Raw genomic sequence first — 17,653 nt, 5'->3', positions numbered from 1 at the left:
CGCACCGCGCCGGGCCAGGACCGGGAGCGCCGCACGAGCATGAGTACGCAGGACCGACCGCCGAGCAGCGGACAGGACCCGCAGGACCGGCTGACGCACATCGACGAGGCGGGCGCCGCCCGGATGGTCGACGTGTCCGGCAAGGACGTGACCGCCCGCACCGCCCGCGCCAGTGGACGCGTCCTCGTCGCGCCCCGCGTGGTCGAGCTGCTGCGCGGCGAGGGCGTACCCAAGGGCGACGCCCTGGCCACCGCCCGGATCGCGGGCATCATGGGCGCCAAACGCACCCCCGATCTGATCCCCTTGTGCCACCCGTTGGCGGTCTCCGGTGTGAAACTGGACCTGTCGGTCGCGGACGACGCCGTGGAGATCACCGCCACGGTGAGGACGACGGATCGCACGGGCGTCGAGATGGAGGCGCTCACCGCGGTCTCCGTCGCCGCGCTCACCGTGGTCGACATGGTCAAGGCGGTCGACAAGGGAGCGGTCATCACTGACGTGCGGGTGGAGCAGAAGACGGGCGGCAAGTCCGGCGACTGGAACCGGTCATGACGCGGGACACGGCTGCCGGAGGCGCTCTTCCCGGCCCGTACGCCGCCCTGGTGGTCACGGCGTCCAACCGGGCCGCCGCCGGTGTCTACGAGGACAGGGGCGGCCCGCTGGTCGCCGAGGGGCTGCGTCGTTTCGGCTTCGCCGTCGACGGCCCGCGGGTCGTCCCCGACGGCGACCCGGTCGAAGCCGCCCTGCGCGCGGGGGCCGACGCGGGCTACGACGTGATCGTCACCACCGGCGGCACCGGCCTCTCGCCCACCGACCGCACTCCCGAGGCGACCCGGGCCGTGATCGACCACGAGGTCCCGGGCATCGCGGAGGCCATCCGGGCGTACGGCCGGGACAAGGTGCCGACCGCCGCGCTCTCCAGGGGGCTGGCCGCAGTGGCGGGCAGGACGCTGATCGTCAACCTGCCGGGCTCCCCCGGCGGGGTGAAGGACGGCCTCGCGGTGCTGGAGCCGCTGCTGAAGCACGCCGTGGACCAGCTCCGCGGCGGCGACCACCCGAGACCCGCCAGTGGTGGGGGTGCGAGCTGAACGGCCCGTCCTGGCCCGCCGAGCTGACGGACGGCGACATCGTCCTGAGGCCGATAAGGCTGCGCGACCAACGGACCTGGCGCGAGGTCAACCGGCGCAACCGGGACTGGCTGCGCCCGTGGGAGGCCACCATCCCGCCGCCCGGGCCCGGCGGCCCGATCGCGCACCGGCCGACCTACCGCCAGATGGTGCGGCACCTGCGCTCCGAGGCCCACGCGGGCCGGATGCTGCCCTTCGTCATCGAGTACCGGGGGCGGCTGGTCGGCCAGTTGACGGTCGCCGGCATCACCTGGGGCTCGATGTGCTCCGGACACGTCGGGTACTGGGTGGACGAGGCGGTGGCCGGCCGCGGGGTGATGCCGACGGCCGTGGCGATGGCCGTGGACCACTGTTTCCGCACCGTCGGACTGCACCGCGTCGAGGTCTGCATTCGCCCCGAGAACGCCCCCAGCCGCCGGGTCGTGGAGAAACTCGGATTCCGTGAGGAGGGGCTGAGGCCGCGTTATCTGCACATTGACGGAGCCTGGCGGGACCATCTCGTCTTCGCGCTCACCGCGGACGAGGTTCCCGAGGGTCTGCTGCGGCGCTGGCACCGGTCACGGCAGCGCGGTACACCGAACGCGGGAAACACCGGAAACACCGGTAACGCCGGTAATTGAATAAACGTTCGAATTTGATCGGACCGCGACCGTCCCGAATCGGATAATTTCCCGGTCCTGACAGTCGGCTGATCGGATCGGTCACAAGAAAAGTTCGAAATATCAGCCAGATCGTGCGACACACCGGCTCAATTGGCGGATGGCCTCACGCAAACCCCTCTACCGTGTGAGGCGTGAGCAGCAGCGGCCTCATCTACGCAGTCATCGTCGGGGCCTGGGCCGCCTACTTGGTGCCGATGTGGCTCCGTAGGCAGGACGAGCTGAACGAGGCCCGTCCGACGGAACGCTTCAGCACCGCCATCCGGCTGCTGTCCGGACGGGCGGGCATGGAGCGCCGGTACGCCAAGGACCTGCGGTCGCGCCCCGCCGACGAGGCGGAGCCCGACGCCGACGCCCCGGACGCCGTCACCGACTCGGTGGACGTCCGGGCCTTCGCCGTGTCCAGGACCCGACGGCACACCCGGCCGGCTCCGCCGCGGCAGACGGCGGAGCGGCCCGAAACGGCACGCCCGCAGTCGGGCGGCACGGAACACGGCCCGAGATCCGGGCAGTCCCCGGAACCCGGCCGCCCGGCCGGGCCCGGTGCGGCACCGGTGCGGGGGCGGGTGCCGCAGGCCCGGCGCGCGCCGCTCTCACCGGCGGCGGCCGCGGCGCGGGCCCGGCGCACCAAGGTCCTCGCCCGCCGTCGGCGTACGACCGTGATGCTCTTTCTCGCCTTCACGCTCGGCTCGGTCGTCGCGGCGGTCGGCGGACTCGCGTTCCTGTGGGCGCCCGGTGTGCCCGCGGTGCTGCTCAGCGCGTACATCGCCCATCTGCGCGCGCAGGAGCGCCGCCGCTTCGCCTTCCAGATGGACCGCCGTCAGGCCGAGGTCGCCGCACAGCGACTGCGCGACCGCGACCCCCGCCCGCGCCGGCGCGGCCCCGCCGACCCCGGCGCTCCGGTCGGCGACCTCGACGCCGAGGAGCCGGACGACGGACCGGACGTGGAGCCCGGTGCCGGGATGTCCGCGCTCGCCGCGGACCGGCGGGCGCTGGTCGAGCAGACCGACCACGCCGAGTGGGTCGACCAGCAGCGGGAACGCCGGGGGCGCCCGCAGGGCGACAGCTGGGACCCGGTCCCGGTGCCCCTGCCCACCTACGTGACCGCGCCGGTCGCCCCCCGCGCCACGCCCGACGTGGACCTCGCGGCCCCGGACGCGTGGAGCTCGGCGCGCTCCAGCCCCGTCGCACCCGACGCGGCGGACGCCGCCCCCGCCCCGGACCGCTCGGCGGACCGCGCCGCCGAGGAGCGTCCGGCCGCCCACGCCGAGGAGCGTCCGGAGACCCCGGGCCGCAGTGACGCCCGCCGCGCCGCGTCCGCCCGCCGGGCCAGGGAGCGGGGCCGCACACCGCTCTTCGACCAGTACGAGGACGGCGACCGTCCCCGCGCGGCCAACGAGTAGCCGAGAGGGATTTTTGAGCAGGCCGGACGGGGTGCTAGAGTTTCACTCGTTGCAAGGGCCTGTGGCGCAGTCTGGTAGCGCACCTCGTTCGCATCGAGGGGGTCTGGGGTTCAAATCCCCACAGGTCCACGCACATTGAGGAAGGTCCCGTCCGATCATCGCGATCGGACGGGGCCTTCGTCGTTTCCCGGCCCGGCCTCGGCCTCGGCGCCGGGGTCGTCCCCGCGGCCCGAGGCCCGTCCCCCGCCTACGGGACCTGGAGGGCCTTCGCGTAGCAGAGGCTGTCCTCGTAGAAGCGGTAGTAGCCGAACTTGTCGCAGGGCACGTAGCCGCTGGAGGCGTACAGGGCCACGGCCTCCGGCTGCTTGGTGCCGGTCTCCAGCACCATCCGGGTCCGGCCCGCCGCACGGGCGTCCTCCTCCAGGGCGGCCAGGATGCGCCGGGCCAGCCCGCGCCCGCGCGCCTGCTCGATCACGAACATCCGCTTGAGCTCGGCGTCCCCGTCGAGATTCCCCTCCTCGTTGGCGTCCTGGCAGCGCCAGCCGCCGGAGGCGACCGGAACGTCGTTCTCGTCGTACGCGACCAGGTACAGGCCGTTCGGCGGCGCGAAGTCCGACGGGTCCAGTTGCGTGGCGTCGCCGCCGTCGCCGTAACGGACGTCGTACTCGGCCTGGACCTCGTCGTTGAGTTTCACGGCGTCGGGGTGGTCGAAGGGGACCCGGCGTATGTTCATGCTTCCTACCGTAAATCGATGCGTTATCCGGAGCGGGACATCGTCCAGTGTGCCGGTATCGTGCCCTGGTGCTCACCGTGACCTCCGTAAACGTGAACGGTCTGCGCGCCGCCGCGAAGAAGGGCTTCGTGCCGTGGCTCGCCGACACCTCCGCCGACGTGCTGTGCCTCCAGGAGGTGCGGGCCGAACCCCAGCAGCTGCCCGAAGACGTCCGCACACCCGACGGCTGGCACGTGACGCACGCCCCCGCCGCCGCCAAGGGCCGGGCCGGCGTCTCCCTCTACACCCGCCGCGAGCCCGACGCGGTCCGCGTCGGCTTCGGCTCGGCGGAGTTCGACGGGAGCGGCCGCTACGTCGAGGCCGACCTGCCGGGTGTGACGGTCGCCTCCCTCTACCTCCCCTCCGGCGAGGTCGGCACCGTGCGCCAGGACGAGAAGGTCCGCTTCATGGGCGAGTTCCTCGCGTACCTCAAGGAGTTGCGCGAGCGCGCCGCCGCCGAGGGACGCGAGGTCGTGGTCTGCGGTGACTGGAACATCGCCCACCGCGAGGCCGACCTGAAGAACTGGCGCGCCAACAAGAAGAACTCCGGGTTCCTGCCGGAGGAGCGGGAGTGGCTGAGCCGCGTGCTCGACCCGGCCGAGGGCGGCTACGTGGACGTCGTGCGCTCCCTGCACCCGGACGTCGAGGGTCCGTACTCGTGGTGGTCCTACCGGGGGCGGGCCTTCGACAACGACAGTGGATGGCGCATCGACTACCACCTCTCGACACCCGGGCTGGCCGCCAAGGCGCTCAAGGGCTACGTCGAGCGGGCTGCCACGCATGCCGAGCGGTGGTCCGACCACGCGCCGGTCACGGTGGTCTACGACCGCTGAGGGCGAGCCCGCCCCCCGGCCCGGTCCGTCTGCTTCCGTATCCGCCGGTCCAGCGCCAGTGACAGTTCCGCCTCCACCACGCTGCGGGCCAGCGGGCGCAGGCGGTGGAGTTCCGGTTCGGGGGCGTGGCGCAGGATCAGGTCGGCGAAGAGCTCGGCGAGGGCGTCGGCGTGTTCGCGGACGCGGGCGCCGGCCTGGAGGACCTCGCCGAGCGGGATGCCCTCGCGGACCAGGGCGGAGGAGACCTCCAGCAGGCGGTGGCTGATGTGGACCAGCTCGTCGCCGTCGGTGCCGAGGTAGCCCAGCTCCATCGCGGCGGCCAGGTTCTCCGGGGTGACCTCGCCCTCGAAGCGGGCGGCGAGTTCCTCGGGGGTGAGGCGGACCGGGGTCTCCTCGGTGGGTTCGCCGAGGCCGAGCAGGTCGCCGACGTCGCGGCCGTGGTCGAAGGCGTCGGCGAGTTCCGCGATGCCGTTCAGGGTGTGGCCGCGTTCCAGCAGGGCCGCGATCGTGCGCAGGCGGGCCAGGTGGTGGTCGTCGTACCAGGCGATGCGGCCCTCGCGGCGGGGCGGCGGGATCAGTTTGCGTTCGCGGTAGAAGCGCAGGGTGCGCACTGTGATGCCGGCCAGCCGGGCCAGTTCCTCCATGCGGTATTCACGCTTCACGGTCACGTCCACGACCCTATGGCGTACCGGCGGTACCCGCGGCGGCAGCCGCTGATGTAAATGCCCTCCGTCCGACCCCTACCCATGAGTACGGACCTGCTCTACGCTCCCATTGCGCCAGTGTTCACTGGCAAGGTTCCAGACGGTTCCAGGTTCCAGACGGTCCAGGCAAGCGTGGAGGCTCCGGGATGGCCGAGCACGAGCAGGTTCACGAGCACGTAAGGGTGGCGGTGATCGGGTCCGGCTTCGGCGGCCTCGGCGCCGCCGTGCGGCTGCGGCGCGAAGGGATCACCGACTTCGTCGTACTGGAGCGGTCCGGCAGCGTCGGCGGCACCTGGCGGGACAACAGCTACCCCGGCTGCGCCTGCGACGTGCCGTCCCACCTGTACTCCTTCTCCTTCGCGCCCAACCCCGAGTGGCCGCGCACCTTCTCCGGTCAGGAGCACATCCGCGCCTACCTGGAGCACGTCACCGACACCTTCGGGCTGCGCCCCCACCTCCGCTTCGACTCGGAGGTGAAGCGGATGGCGTGGGACACCGAGCAGCTGCGGTGGGAGATCGAGACCGTACGCGGCACCCTCACCGCCGACGTCGTCGTCTCCGCGACCGGGCCGCTGTCCGACCCCAAGGTCCCGGACGTCCCCGGGCTCGACTCCTTCCCCGGCAAGGTCTTCCACTCGGCCCGCTGGGACCACGACTACGACCTCGCCGGCAAGCGCGTCGCCATGATCGGCACCGGCGCCTCCGCCATCCAGATCGTGCCGTCCATCCAGCCGGAGGTGGACCGCCTGACCCTCTTCCAGCGCACCCCGGCCTGGGTGATGCCCCGCATGGACCGGGCCATCAGCGGCGCCGAACGCGCCCTGCACCGGGCGCTGCCCGCCACCACCAAGCTGCGCCGCGGGCTGCTGTGGGGCATCCGGGAACTGCAGGTGCAGGCGTTCACCAAGCACCCCGACGAGCTGGGCTTCGTCGAGCGGATCGCCAAGCGCAACATGGGCGCCGCGATCAAGGACCCGGCCCTGCGCGCCAAGCTCACCCCCGACTACCGCATCGGCTGCAAGCGGATCCTCCTGTCGAGCACCTACTACCCGGCGCTCGCCAAGCCCAACGTGGACGTGGTCGCGAGCGGACTCAGCGAGGTGCGCGGGTCGACGCTCGTCGCCGCCGACGGCACCGAGGCGGAGGCGGACGCGATCATCTTCGGCACCGGCTTCCACGTCACCGACATGCCCATCGCCGAGCGGGTCGTGGGTGCGGACGGGCGGACGCTGGCCGAGACCTGGAAGGGCGGCATGGAGGCGCTGCGCGGCGGCACGGCGGCCGGCTTCCCCAACTTCATGACGGTCATCGGGCCCAACACCGGCCTCGGGAACTCGTCCATGATCCTGATGATCGAGTCCCAGCTGAACTACATGGCGGACTACCTGCGTCAGTTGAACGTCCTCGGCGGCCGTACCGCCCTCGACCCGCGCCCCGCCGCCGTGCGCAACTGGAACCACCGGGTGCAGGAGCGCATGAAGCGCACGGTGTGGAACACCGGCGGCTGCACCAGCTGGTACCTGGACGCGAGCGGCCGCAACACCACCGTCTGGCCGGGCACCACCGCCGAGTTCCGGCGCGAGACACGGCGCGTGGACCTCGCGGAGTACCAGGTGCTGCGCCCGGCCCCCGCGCGGAGCGAAGCGAAGACCGCCGGCGCGCAGACCGGCGCGGACACCGGCGCGAAGAGCGACGTGGACGCCGAGGTGAGCGCGTGAGCCGCCTGCTGCACGTCGCCGACGGGCCGTACGCCCCGCCCGTGCCCGCCCACGAGCTGACCGTCACCGCCGCCGACGGCGCCCGCATCCACGTCGAGGTGCACGGACCGGAGAACGCCCCCGCCGTCGTCCTCTCGCACGGCTGGTGCTGTTCCATCGCCTTCTGGGCGGCGCAGATCCGCGAACTCGCCGTCGACCACCGGGTGATCGCCTACGACCAGCGCGGCCACGGGCGCAGCCCGGCCAACCCGGCGTACGGCACCGAACCGCTCGCCGACGACCTCGAAGCCGTACTGGAGGCCACCCTCGCGCCGGGCGAGCAGGCCGTGATCGCCGGGCACTCCATGGGCGGGATGACGCTGATGGCGGCGGCGACGCGGCCCGCGGTGCGCGAGCACGCGGCGGCGGCCCTGCTGTGCAGCACGGGCAGCGCGCGGCTGGTGGCGTCCGCCACCGTGGTGCCGATGCGGGCGGGCCGGGCGCGCACCTGGCTGACCCGGCGGATCCTCGGCTCCCGGGCGCCGCTCGGGCCGGTCACACCGCCGGCCCGCCGGATCCTCAAGTACGGGACGATGGGCCAGGGTTCCGGCCCGCACATGGTCGACGCCTGCGCCCGGATCGTGCACGCCTGTCCGAGCCGGGTGCGGCACGGCTGGTCCCGGGTGCTCGACCTGCTCGACCTCGACCACGGTGTACGGGAGTTGCGGATGCCGGTGGAGATCGTGGTCGGTACGGCGGACCGGCTGACGCCGCCCGTGCACGCCCGCGCGCTGGCCGCCGCGCTGCCGGACTGCGTGGGCCTGACGGAACTGCCGGGGCTCGGCCACATGACGCCGGTGGAGGCGCCCGACCTGGTCACCGGGAAGATACGGGCCCTCGCCGCCACCTACATACCGAGCGCACGCGGTGAGCGTGCCGGAGACACCGAACACGTCGTGCACGCCGTACACGCCGAGGAGAGCGCATGAGCAGGGTGAGCCTGGAAGGGCGGGTGGCCGTCGTCACCGGAGCGGCGCGGGGCGTGGGGGAGTTGATGGCCCGCAAGCTGTCCGCGCGCGGAGTGAAGGTGGCGCTGGTCGGGCTGGAGCCCGACGAACTCAAGCAGGTTTCCGCCCGGTTGCACAGCGACAGCGAGCACTGGCACGCCGACGTCACCGACCACGAGGCGATGGCCCGGGTGGCGGCGGAGGTCAAGGAGCGGTTCGGGAAGGTCGACATCGTCGTCGCCAACGCGGGTGTGGCCACCGGCGGTCCTTTCGTCGACTCCGACCCGGAGTCCTGGCGCCGGGTCATCGAGGTCAACCTGATCGGCTCGGCCGTCACCGCCCGCGCCTTCCTGCCCGCGCTGCTGGAGACCCGCGGCTACCTGCTCCAGATCGCCTCGCTGGCCGCCCTCACCCCCGCCCCGATGATGAGCGCCTACTGCGCCTCCAAGTCCGGCGTCGAGGCGTACGCGCACAGTCTGCGCGGCGAGGTCGGGCACCGGGGGGTGAAGGTCGGCGTCGGCTATCTGTCGTGGACCGACACCGACATGGTGCGCGGCGCCGACCAGGACGACGTGATGCGGGAGTTGCGGCAGCGGCTGCCCTGGCCGTCGAACAAGACCTACCCGCTCGGCCCGGCGGTCGACCGGCTCGTGGAGGGCGTCGAGCGCCGCTCCGCGCACGTCTACGGGCAGTGGTGGCTGCGCGGCATGCAGGGCGTGCGCGGATACCTGCCGGCCGTCATCGGCACCGTCGGGCAGCGCGAGATGCGGCGCTTCGGGGACCGGCTGAACGGCCTGCGGGTGGGGCTCGTCGGCGCCGGTGGAGCCGCCGACGAACAGGGCCGGACCAGCACGACTACGGTCCGTAAGTGATCGACATGCGCACGGTCACGGCCCGTGTGAATCTGATCGGGCACCCGGCCGAACCGGTCGGGCCCGATCACAGGAGTGAACCCACATGGGTATGAAGGACCAGTTCCAGGACAAGGCCGAGCGCATGCAGCAGCAGGGCAAGCAGCGGGCCGAGCAGGCGCGTGACCAGTTCCAGAACCGCGACCGCCGTCGCGACGAGGACGAGCAGGACCCGTCCTCGCGCCGCCGGGAGTCGGAGCACCAGGACCCGTCCTCGCGCCGTCGTGACGAGGACGAGCGGCTCCAGGACAGCTTCGACGCCTGACGCGCCGCCGCCGAAGTGAGAGGGCGCCCCCCCGGTCGATCCGGGCGGGCGCCCTTTCCGTGCCCCGGCTCCTCCTACTCCCGCGGTGGCAGCGGCGGACGCGAGCGGTCCGGTACGGCCTCGTAACCGGGCGGCGTGGCGGGCGGGTTGGTCTCCAGCAGCTCCAGCGCGAGGCGGACCGCCTCGTCCAGGACCGGGTAGCGGCCCTCGGCCCAGTCCAGCGGGGTGCGCAGCGCCTCGACGTCGGGGGCGACGCCGTAGTTCTCCACGGACCAGCCGTAGGCGTCGAACCAGGCCGCGTTCATCGGCACCGTGATCACCGAGCCGTCGCCGAGGCGGTGCCGGCCGGTCATGCCGACCACACCGCCCCAGGTGCGCTGCCCGACCACGGGACCGAGCCGCAGCAGCTTGAACGCGGCCGTGATCATGTCGCCGTCGGACGACGTCGCCTCGTCGGCGACCGCGACGACCGGTCCGCGCGGGGCGTTGGAGGTGTACGACTCGGGCTGGGCGTCCCGCGTGAGGTCCCAGCCCAGGATGGTCCGGGTCAGCTTCTCGATGACCAGCTCGCTGATGTGCCCGCCCGCGTTGCCGCGCACGTCCACGATGAGCGCGGACCGGGACACCTCCATGCGCAGGTCCCGGTTGAACTGCGCCCAGCCGGAGCCGCCCATGTCGGGGATGTGCAGGTAGCCGCACCGGCCGCCGCTCAACTCCCGCACCACCTCGCGGCGTTTGGCCACCCAGTCCTGGTAGCGCAGCGGGCGTTCGTCGACGAGCGGTACGACGGCGACCCGGCGGGAGGGGCCCCGGTCTCCCCCGGCGGGCGAGAAGGTCAGCTCCACCGTCGTACCGCCCGCGCCCGCAAGCAGCGGGGACGGGCCGAGGACCGGGTCGACCGGCCGGCCGTCGACGTGCGTGAGCACGGCACCGTCGCGGATGCCCGTGCCGGCCAGCGGGGAGCGGGCCTTGGAGTCGGAGGAGTCGCCGGGCAGGATGCGCCTGGCCACCCACCGCCCCTCCCGGCAGACGAAGTTGGCGCCGAGCAGGCCCTGGGGGCGCTGGTAGTGCGCCGGGCCCTCGTTGCGCCGGGCGGCGGCGACATAGGCGTGCGAGGTGCCCAGCTCGCCGAGCACCTCGCGCAGCAGGTCGGCGAACTCGTCCGGGGATGCGATCCGTTCGAGCAGCGGGCGGTACTGGTCGAGGACGCCGTCCCAGTCGATGCCGCACATGCCCGGGTCCCAGAAGTAGGCACGGATCAGGCGGCCCGCCTCGTCGTACGCCTGGCGCCACTCGGCGGCCGGGTCGACCTCGTGCAGGATGCGGCGCAGGTCGATCCAGGTGGTCGAGTCGCCGTCGCCCGCCTCGGTCGCCGGTACGGCGCGCAGGTCGCCCTCGTCGAGCACGACCAGGCGGCTGCCGTCGCCGCTGACCCGGAACCAGTCGAGGTGGTCGACAAGCTCGGACTTCTTCGCCTTGGCGAGGTTGAAGTGCTCCAGCGTGGGCCGCTCGCTGGGGTCGGCCGGGTTGGCGAAGGTCTCGCCGAGCGCGCCCGAGATCGGCCAGCGCAGCCAGACCAGGCCGCCGCCCGCGACCGGCTCGAGGGCCGAGTACTTGGAGGCGGTGACCGGGAACGGTGTCACCCGGCTCTCCAGACCCTCGACCTCGACGGTCACCGCGCCGCCCTCGCCGGGCTCGTCCTCCAGGGGGTCCAGGCCACCGGCCGCCGGGCGGCCCTCGGGGTTGAGGGCGAAGGGGGAGGGCGTCGCGGAGGACAGCGGCACCAGATAGGGGCGGCAGCCCAGCGGGAAGGACAGGTCGCCGGTGTGCACGTCGTACACCGGGTCGAAGCCGCGCCAGGACAGGAAGGCGAGGTAGCGGCCGTCGCGGGTGAACACCGGGTTCTCGTCCTCGAAGCGGCCGTTGGTGACGTCGACGACGAGGGTGCCCTCCGGTCCGTCGATCCGGGCCATCTTGATCTGCCGCAGGGTGCGTCCGATGCCGGGGTGCGACCAGGTGAGCCAGGTCCCGTCGGGGGAGAAGGCGAGGTCGCGCACGGGGCCGTTGACGGAGCGGATCAGCTCGGTGACCCGGCCTCCGGCGGTCGCGGGGGTACCTGGGTCGCCCGGCGTGACGGCGCCCCCGGCGGCTCCGGCCGCGGCGCCGTCGGCCGTGGAGCCGTCGTCCGCCGCCGTGTCGCCTCCGCCTTCCGCCGTGCCGGTGTCCGTGCCGTCCGCGGTTCCCGACGACGCGTCCTCCCCTGCCGCGCCCGCCGCGTACCCGGCGTCCACCGCATCCAGCGCCAGCGCGACCTCAGTGTCCGCCTCCGCGACGTCGAGGATCAGCAGCCGCCCGTCGTGCGAGGCGACGGCGAGCCGCTCGCCCGCCGGGTCGGAGAGCAGCTCCAGGACCCGGCCGAGGCGCCCGGAGGCCAGCCGCCGGGCCGCGCGGCCGCCGGTCGCCCGGGGCAGGTAGGAGATCTCGACGGCGTCCTCGCCCCCGGCGTCCGTCACGTACGCGATCCGCCCGCTCTCCCCGAGCATCTCCGGCAGCCGCACCCGCACCCCCGGCGTGTCGGCGATGGTGCGGGCCGGGCCGTCGCGGTGGGTGAGCCAGTACAGGCTGCCGCGTACGACGACGGCGCTCGCCCGGCCCGTCTCGTCGACGGAGACGCCGCCCACGTGCTGGGCGGCGGGCACCTGGTACGTACGCCGTCCCGCGCGCGGACCGCTCAGCCGCACGTCGAGCCGGCGCGGCACCGAGCCGGGCGCGAGGTCGTCCACGAGCCACAGGTCCCCCGCGCACTGGTACACCACCCGCGTGCCGTCGCTCGAGGCGTTGCGGGCGTAGAACGCGTCGTGGTCGGTGTGGCGGCGCAGGCCGGTGCCGTCGGGGGCGCACGAGTAGAGGTTTCCGACGCCCTCGTGGTCGGAGAGGAAGGCGATCCGGCCGCCGACGATCATGGGAGCGGCCAGATGCCCGCCGAGGTCGGGCAGGAGCCGCTCGCCGTGCAGCCAGAGCCGGCCCGTGGCGCCGCCCCGGTAGCGCTTCCAGGCGGCGGGCTCGTGCGGCGGGGTGCCGGTCAGGAGCAGCGTCCTGCGCTCGCCGTCGAGGTCGGCGGCCTGGACGTCGGTGACCGGCCCCCACGGCAGCTTGCGGCCGGGGTCGCCGTCGGGGGTGACCTTGTAGGCCCAGGTCAGGTGGGAGAAGGGCTCCCCGTGCGAGGCGACGGCGAGAACGGCGGTGGTGCCGTCGGGATCGGGCGGCGACCAGCCGCACACCCGGGTGTCGAAGCCGCCCCAGTGGGTGAGCTGCCGTCCGGGACCGCCGTCCACCGGCACGAGGTGGACCTCCGGCACGAGACTGCGCCAGCTGGTGTACGCGATGTGCCGGCCGTCGGGGGAGAAGCGCGGGTGGCCGGCCTTGGTGCGGTCCACGGTGAGCCGCCGGGCCCGGCCCGGACCGTCGAGGGACGCGAGCCAGAGGTCGTCCTCGGCCACGAAGCACAGCCGGTCGCCACTGAGGTGCGGAAGGCGCAGATAACTCACCCGCCCCATGCTTTTCCGGGTGTCGGGTACCGGCAACTTATGCGTTGCCGACAACCGTGACCCAGAACACGAACGAAACCGTTTCGTTTCGCTAGGGGCTGGGGTACATTCGTCATGTACGAAACGGTGTCGTTCTGACGGACGCCGAGCGGAACCGGACCGGAGAGGAGTGGGCGAGATGACGGAGACCGCCACCGCGCGCCGCAGCCGGATCACTCCCGAGCGCGAGGCCGAGCTGTACGAGGCAGTGCTCGACCTGCTCCGCGAAGTCGGCTACGACGCCCTCACCATGGACGCCGTGGCCGCCCGCACCCGGTCCAGCAAGGCGACGCTCTACCGCCAGTGGGGCGGCAAGCCGGAGCTGGTCGTCAAGGCCATGCGGCACAACAAGCCCGGCGAGATCTCCGACGTCGACACCGGCTCGCTCCGCGGCGACCTGCACGCCCTGATGGCGCGTGAGGACGACTGCACCATGGAAGCGAACTCCGCGCTGATGCGGGGTGTCGCCATGGCGCTGCACCAGAACCCCGACCTGCGCCAGGCGTTCCGGGAACAGCTCATCGAACCGGAGATGGCGGAGTTCCAGCGCGTGCTGCAACGCGCCGTCGACCGCGGGGAGATCAGACCGGACTGTCCGGCGCTGGACTTCCTCGTGCACATGATGGTCGGCGGGTTCGCCACCCGCACGCTGCTGGACGACCAGCCGCCGACCCGGGCGTTCCTCGCCTCCTACATCGACGCCGTGATCCTCCCCGCCCTCGGCGTCTCCACCCACTGACATCCCCACGCCCCACCTGAGCCCCACCTGACGTAACCGCTCACGTCGTCGGGCCGATCACCCCTGCCCCGAAGTTCCCACGACCTGACCGGGAGTACGCCCCCGTGGCCACGTTCCTCTACAAACTCGGCCGGCTCGCCTTTCGCCGACGGCACTTCGTCGCCCTGATCTGGGTGGCCCTGCTGACGCTCGCCGGCGTCGGCGCGGCCAGCGCCCCGCCCGCCGGCAACTCCTCCTTCTCCATCCCCGGAACGGAGGCCCAGAAGGCCTTCGACCTGCTGGAACAGCGCTTCCCCGGGGCGAGTGCCGACGGAGCGACCGCCCGGGTCGTCTTCAAGGCACCGTCCGGCGAGAAGATGACGGACGCCGGCAACAAGGCGACCGTCGAGAAGACCGTCGGCGAGCTGGCCGACGGCTCCGAAGTCGCCTCGGTCGCCGACCCCTACACCGGCAACGCCGTCAGCAAGGACGGCACCATCGCCTACGCCTCGGTGAAGTACGACGTCTCCGGCATGGAGCTGGAGGAGTCCACCAAGGACGCCCTGGAGGACGCGGCCCAGCAGGCGCGCGACACCGGGCTGACCGTCGAGGTCGGCGGTGACGCGCTCCAGGCCGTCCCGGAGACCGGCGCCACCGAGGTCATCGGCATCGCGGTCGCCGCCGTCGTCCTGGTCATCACCTTCGGCTCGCTGGTCGCGGCCGGGCTGCCCCTGCTCACCGCCCTGATCGGCGTGGGCATCGGCGTCTCCTCGATCACCGCCCTGGCCAGTGCGCTCGAACTGGGCTCGACCACCTCGATCCTGGCCATGATGATCGGCCTCGCGGTCGGCATCGACTACGCCCTGTTCATCGTCTCCCGCTACCGCGCCGAACTCGCCGAGGGACGTGAACGCGAGGATGCCGCCGGACGGGCGGTCGGCACCGCGGGCTCGGCCGTCGTCTTCGCCGGACTCACTGTCGTCATCGCCCTGGTGGGCCTCGCGGTCGTCAACATCCCGATGCTCACCAAGATGGGCGTCGCAGCGGCCGGCACCGTCGCCATCGCGGTCCTGATCGCCCTGACGATGATCCCCGCACTGCTCGGCTACGCCGGCCGCAGGGTCAAGCCGGCGGGCGCGAAGGGCAAGTTCCTGGGCCGCTTCCGCAAGGGCGCGGACAGGACACCGGGCGCGGACAAGACACCGGGCGCGGAGAGGACACAGGGCCAGGGGCAGCCCAAGGCCAACATGGGCACCCGCTGGGCGAGCTTCGTCGTCCGCCGGCCCCTCGCCGTCCTCCTCCTGGGCGTCATCGGCCTCGGCGCCGCCGCGGTCCCCGCGACCTCCCTGGAGCTGGGCCTGCCCGACGACGGCTCCCAGCCGACGTCCACGACCCAGCGCCGCGCCTACGACCTGCTCTCCGAGGGCTTCGGCCCCGGCTTCAACGGCCCCCTGATGGTCGTCGTCGACGCCAAGGGCAGCGACGCCCCCAAGGACGCCTTCACCGACGTCGAGACGCGGATCAAGGGACTCGACGGCGTCGTGGCGGTGACCCCGCCCGCGCCCAACAAGGGCGGCGACACCGCGACGATCACCGTGGTCCCGGACTCCAAGCCGTCCTCCGTGCAGACCGAGGACCTGGTGCACGCCATCCGTGACGCGGGCGGCGACATCGAGGCAAAGACCGGCGCGGAGACCCTGGTCACCGGCTCGACGGCGATGAACATCGACGTCAGCCAGAAGCTCAACGACGCGCTGGTGCCGTACCTGGTCCTGGTCGTCGGCCTGGCCTTCCTCCTGCTCATCGTGGTCTTCCGCTCGATCCTGGTCCCGCTGAAGGCGGCCCTCGGCTTCCTGCTCTCCGTCATGGCGGCCCTCGGCGCGGTCGTCGCGGTCTTCCAGTGGGGCTGGCTGTCCGGCCTGATGGGTGTCGAGGAGACCGGGCCGGTCATGTCGATGATGCCGATCTTCATGGTCGGCGTGGTCTTCGGCCTGGCCATGGACTACGAGGTCTTCCTGGTCACCCGCATGCGGGAGGCGTTCGTCCACGGCGAGAAGCCCAACCAGGCGGTCGTCACCGGCTTCAAGCACGGCGCCCGGGTCGTCACCGCCGCGGCGGTGATCATGATGGCGGTCTTCGCGGGCTTCATCGGCTCCAGCGAGTCCATGGTCAAGATGATCGGCTTCGGCCTGGCGATCGCCGTCTTCTTCGACGCGTTCGTGGTCCGCATGGCCATCGTCCCGGCGGTCCTCGCCCTGCTCGGCAAGCGGGCCTGGTGGCTGCCGAAGTGGCTGGACCGCGCGCTGCCCAACGTGGACGTCGAGGGCGAGGGCCTGCGCACCGCCGACGAGCGGGGCACCGGCCCCGATGAGGACCGGGAACTGGTGCGCGCCTGACCAACCGCCGCCTCCCGCCGGAGGACGGCACAGACCAGCCGGTGAGGGCTTCCGTGGGGACGGGGCTGCCCTCACCGGCTTCCCCCTGTCCGGAGGGCTTCCGCGAGGGGCTCCGCAACCGGGTCGCCCCCGCGCCGCGCGCACGGCTACGGTGCCCACCATGACGACGACCGACGACGCCTCCGAGCCCACCGCCGCCCACCCCCGCTTCGCCGCCGCCCTGCGCGAACTCGGCCTCGGCGACCTGGCCGCGCGGGCCCGGCGCTTCCCGGAGGCCACCCGCACCGCCACCGAGGCCGCCGCCGCGATCGGGTGCGGGCTGAGCCAGATCTGCAAGTCGCTGATCTTCGCCGCGGACGGCGAGCCCGTACTCGTCCTCATGGACGGCGCCTCACGCGTCGACCTGGACCGGGTCCGCGAGGAACTCGGCGCCGGGAAGGTCACGCGGGCCAAGGCCGACGTCGTACGGGAGACCACCGGATACGCGATCGGCGGGGTGCCGCCGTTCGGGCACCGGAGCAGGACCCGGGTCCTCGCCGACCGGTCGCTGCTCGCCCACGACGTCGTCTGGGCCGCCGCCGGCACCCCGTACGCGGTCTTCCCGATGGAGCCCAAGGAGCTCGTGGCCACCGCCGGGGCCACCCTCGTGGACGTGCGCGAGCGCTCCGCGTGACCCCACTGGTCACCGCCGCCGTCCTGCTCGCCGCGGTCACCCACGCCGGCTGGAACGCCATCGCCCACCGGATCACCGACAAGCTGACCGGGTTCGCGCTGATCTCGGGCGGCGGAATGCTCATCGGGCTCGCGCTGCTGCCGTTCGCCGCGTTCCCGGCGGCCGGGGCGTGGCCGTACCTCCTGGTCTCCGCCGCCATCCACATCGCGTACTACGCCCTGCTGATGCGCTCCTTCCGGCTGGGCGACTTCGGCCAGGCCTACCCGATCGCCCGCGGCAGCGCGCCGCTGCTGGTCACCGTCCTCGCCGCCGTCTTCGCCCACGAGGTGCCGGACGGCTGGGCGGCCGGCGGCATCCTGGTCTCCTGCGCGGGGCTGACCGGCGTCGCCCTGTGGGGGCTGCGCGGACGCCGGCCCGACTGGGCGGCCATCGGCGCCGCCCTGGCGACCGGGGTGACCATCGCGGCGTACACGGTCGTCGACGGCCTCGGCGTACGTGCCTCCGGGTCCTCCCTCGGGTACATCGCCTGGCTGATGGCGATGCAGGGGGCGGCCCTGCCCGCGTACTTCCTGTACCGCCACCGCGCCGGTGCCCCGGCGCTGCTGCGGCCGTACGCCGGGCTCGGACTGCTCGGCGCGGTGATGTCCGTCGCCGCCTACGGCCTGGTCCTGTGGGCGCAGACCCGCGCCGAACTCGCGCCCATCGCCGCCCTGCGTGAGTCGTCCATCCTGGTCGGCGCCGCGATAGCGGCCGTCTTCTTCAAGGAGCGGTTCGGCGCGCCCCGGATCGCGGCGGCGGGTCTCCTGGTCGTCGGGATAGGGCTGATGCTGCACACCGGATAGCGGGAGTAGTGCGTACCGCCCTGGGGAGGCGCACCCTGGAAGGAGATGTTCCGGAGGTG

Annotated in this window: 16 protein-coding genes and 1 tRNA gene; 14 read left to right on the top strand and 3 right to left on the bottom strand. The window is 72.9% G+C overall.

All coding sequences use genetic code 11. The annotated features are described in order from the left end of the window. Positions 1 to 39: 39 nt before the first annotated feature. From moaC to ACIQFU_RS24265, 5 genes are all read left to right on the top strand, one after another. On the top strand, positions 40 to 552 hold the full coding sequence (gene moaC / locus ACIQFU_RS24285; protein WP_381386271.1) for a cyclic pyranopterin monophosphate synthase MoaC: 513 nt from the start codon (positions 40 to 42) through the stop codon (positions 550 to 552). Then, positions 549 to 1,088 carry a molybdenum cofactor biosynthesis protein B gene (locus tag ACIQFU_RS24280; RefSeq protein ID WP_402554261.1) on the top strand — a complete coding sequence of 180 codons (540 nt, stop codon included), beginning with the start codon at positions 549 to 551 and terminating at the stop codon, positions 1,086 to 1,088. The genes moaC and ACIQFU_RS24280 overlap by 4 nt, the downstream gene beginning before the upstream one ends. Further along, the gene (locus ACIQFU_RS24275) at positions 1,085 to 1,747 is read left to right on the top strand and encodes a GNAT family N-acetyltransferase (protein WP_402554292.1); all 663 of its coding nucleotides are present in this window, start codon (positions 1,085 to 1,087) and stop codon (positions 1,745 to 1,747) included. The genes ACIQFU_RS24280 and ACIQFU_RS24275 overlap by 4 nt, the downstream gene beginning before the upstream one ends. 173 nt (positions 1,748 to 1,920) lie before the next feature. Then, complete coding sequence (gene glpR, locus ACIQFU_RS24270; RefSeq protein ID WP_402554260.1) at positions 1,921 to 3,189, top strand: gephyrin-like molybdotransferase receptor GlpR; 1,269 nt, start codon at positions 1,921 to 1,923, stop codon at positions 3,187 to 3,189. Between the two features lie 55 nt (positions 3,190 to 3,244). After that, positions 3,245 to 3,318, top strand: a tRNA-Ala gene (locus tag ACIQFU_RS24265). 118 nt (positions 3,319 to 3,436) lie between these two features. On the opposite strand, the gene ACIQFU_RS24260 is transcribed toward ACIQFU_RS24265, so the two are convergent. Beyond that, a complete protein-coding gene (locus ACIQFU_RS24260) occupies positions 3,437 to 3,922 on the bottom strand; it encodes a GNAT family N-acetyltransferase (RefSeq protein WP_402554259.1) in 486 nt (161 codons plus the stop codon). 68 nt (positions 3,923 to 3,990) lie between these two features. Here ACIQFU_RS24260 and ACIQFU_RS24255 point away from each other — a divergent pair, with 68 nt between their 5' ends. Then, a complete protein-coding gene (locus ACIQFU_RS24255; protein ID WP_402554258.1) occupies positions 3,991 to 4,794 on the top strand; it encodes an exodeoxyribonuclease III in 804 nt (267 codons plus the stop codon). On the opposite strand, the gene ACIQFU_RS24250 is transcribed toward ACIQFU_RS24255, so the two are convergent. Further along, complete coding sequence (locus tag ACIQFU_RS24250) at positions 4,782 to 5,462, bottom strand: MerR family transcriptional regulator (RefSeq protein ID WP_402554257.1); 681 nt, start codon at positions 5,460 to 5,462, stop codon at positions 4,782 to 4,784. The genes ACIQFU_RS24255 and ACIQFU_RS24250 overlap by 13 nt on opposite strands. 182 nt (positions 5,463 to 5,644) lie before the next feature. On the opposite strand from ACIQFU_RS24250, the gene ACIQFU_RS24245 reads away from it, so the two are divergent. The 4 genes from ACIQFU_RS24245 to ACIQFU_RS24230 all read left to right on the top strand — a co-directional run bounded on the left by ACIQFU_RS24245 (position 5,645) and on the right by ACIQFU_RS24230 (position 9,378). Beyond that, entirely contained in the window at positions 5,645 to 7,216 is a 1,572-nt protein-coding gene (locus ACIQFU_RS24245) for a flavin-containing monooxygenase (protein WP_402554256.1), read from the top strand. After that, positions 7,213 to 8,184 (top strand): alpha/beta fold hydrolase, encoded by a 972-nt coding sequence (locus tag ACIQFU_RS24240; RefSeq protein WP_402554255.1) that lies wholly within the window; start codon positions 7,213 to 7,215, stop codon positions 8,182 to 8,184. The genes ACIQFU_RS24245 and ACIQFU_RS24240 overlap by 4 nt, the downstream gene beginning before the upstream one ends. Continuing rightward, a complete protein-coding gene (locus ACIQFU_RS24235) occupies positions 8,181 to 9,074 on the top strand; it encodes an SDR family oxidoreductase (protein WP_402554254.1) in 894 nt (297 codons plus the stop codon). Before ACIQFU_RS24240 ends, ACIQFU_RS24235 begins: the two co-directional genes overlap by 4 nt. Before the next feature lie 85 nt (positions 9,075 to 9,159). Further along, positions 9,160 to 9,378: a hypothetical protein gene (locus ACIQFU_RS24230; RefSeq protein ID WP_402554253.1), complete on the top strand. Its 219-nt coding sequence runs from the start codon at positions 9,160 to 9,162 to the stop codon at positions 9,376 to 9,378. A 74-nt stretch (positions 9,379 to 9,452) separates the two neighbouring features. Here ACIQFU_RS24230 and ACIQFU_RS24225 read toward each other — a convergent pair whose 3' ends face one another. Then, positions 9,453 to 12,935, bottom strand: coding sequence for a S41 family peptidase (locus ACIQFU_RS24225; protein ID WP_402554252.1), 3,483 nt, complete (start codon positions 12,933 to 12,935; stop codon positions 9,453 to 9,455). A 169-nt stretch (positions 12,936 to 13,104) separates the two neighbouring features. Here ACIQFU_RS24225 and ACIQFU_RS24220 point away from each other — a divergent pair, with 169 nt between their 5' ends. From ACIQFU_RS24220 to ACIQFU_RS24205, 4 genes are all read left to right on the top strand, one after another. Beyond that, positions 13,105 to 13,704, top strand: coding sequence for a TetR/AcrR family transcriptional regulator (locus ACIQFU_RS24220; protein ID WP_402554251.1), 600 nt, complete (start codon positions 13,105 to 13,107; stop codon positions 13,702 to 13,704). Between the two features lie 104 nt (positions 13,705 to 13,808). Further along, a complete protein-coding gene (locus ACIQFU_RS24215; protein WP_402554250.1) occupies positions 13,809 to 16,079 on the top strand; it encodes an MMPL family transporter in 2,271 nt (756 codons plus the stop codon). A gap of 160 nt (positions 16,080 to 16,239) precedes the next feature. Beyond that, positions 16,240 to 16,752, top strand: a complete 513-nt coding sequence (locus tag ACIQFU_RS24210; RefSeq protein WP_402554249.1) for a YbaK/EbsC family protein — start codon at positions 16,240 to 16,242, stop codon at positions 16,750 to 16,752. Then, the gene (locus ACIQFU_RS24205; RefSeq protein ID WP_402554248.1) at positions 16,749 to 17,594 is read left to right on the top strand and encodes an EamA family transporter; all 846 of its coding nucleotides are present in this window, start codon (positions 16,749 to 16,751) and stop codon (positions 17,592 to 17,594) included. Before ACIQFU_RS24210 ends, ACIQFU_RS24205 begins: the two co-directional genes overlap by 4 nt. Positions 17,595 to 17,653 lie beyond the last annotated feature (59 nt).

It is taken from the genome of Streptomyces sp. NPDC093065, assembly GCF_044754585.1.
Taxonomy (GTDB): Bacteria; Actinomycetota; Actinomycetes; order Streptomycetales; family Streptomycetaceae; genus Streptomyces.
The sequence above is the reverse complement of the archived record's forward strand: the minus strand, read 5'-3'. Positions and strand labels throughout refer to the sequence as shown.

Coding starts and splice junctions, on each gene's coding strand:
- moaC (WP_381386271.1), top strand. CDS start 40: ATGAGTACGCAGGACCGACCGCCGAGCAGCGGACAGGACCCGCAGGAC.
- ACIQFU_RS24280 (WP_402554261.1), top strand. CDS start 549: ATGACGCGGGACACGGCTGCCGGAGGCGCTCTTCCCGGCCCGTACGCC.
- ACIQFU_RS24260 (WP_402554259.1), bottom strand. CDS start 3,922: ATGAACATACGCCGGGTCCCCTTCGACCACCCCGACGCCGTGAAACTC.
- ACIQFU_RS24245 (WP_402554256.1), top strand. CDS start 5,645: ATGGCCGAGCACGAGCAGGTTCACGAGCACGTAAGGGTGGCGGTGATC.
- ACIQFU_RS24235 (WP_402554254.1), top strand. CDS start 8,181: ATGAGCAGGGTGAGCCTGGAAGGGCGGGTGGCCGTCGTCACCGGAGCG.
- ACIQFU_RS24230 (WP_402554253.1), top strand. CDS start 9,160: ATGGGTATGAAGGACCAGTTCCAGGACAAGGCCGAGCGCATGCAGCAG.
- ACIQFU_RS24225 (WP_402554252.1), bottom strand. CDS start 12,935: ATGGGGCGGGTGAGTTATCTGCGCCTTCCGCACCTCAGTGGCGACCGG.
- ACIQFU_RS24220 (WP_402554251.1), top strand. CDS start 13,105: ATGACGGAGACCGCCACCGCGCGCCGCAGCCGGATCACTCCCGAGCGC.
- ACIQFU_RS24210 (WP_402554249.1), top strand. CDS start 16,240: ATGACGACGACCGACGACGCCTCCGAGCCCACCGCCGCCCACCCCCGC.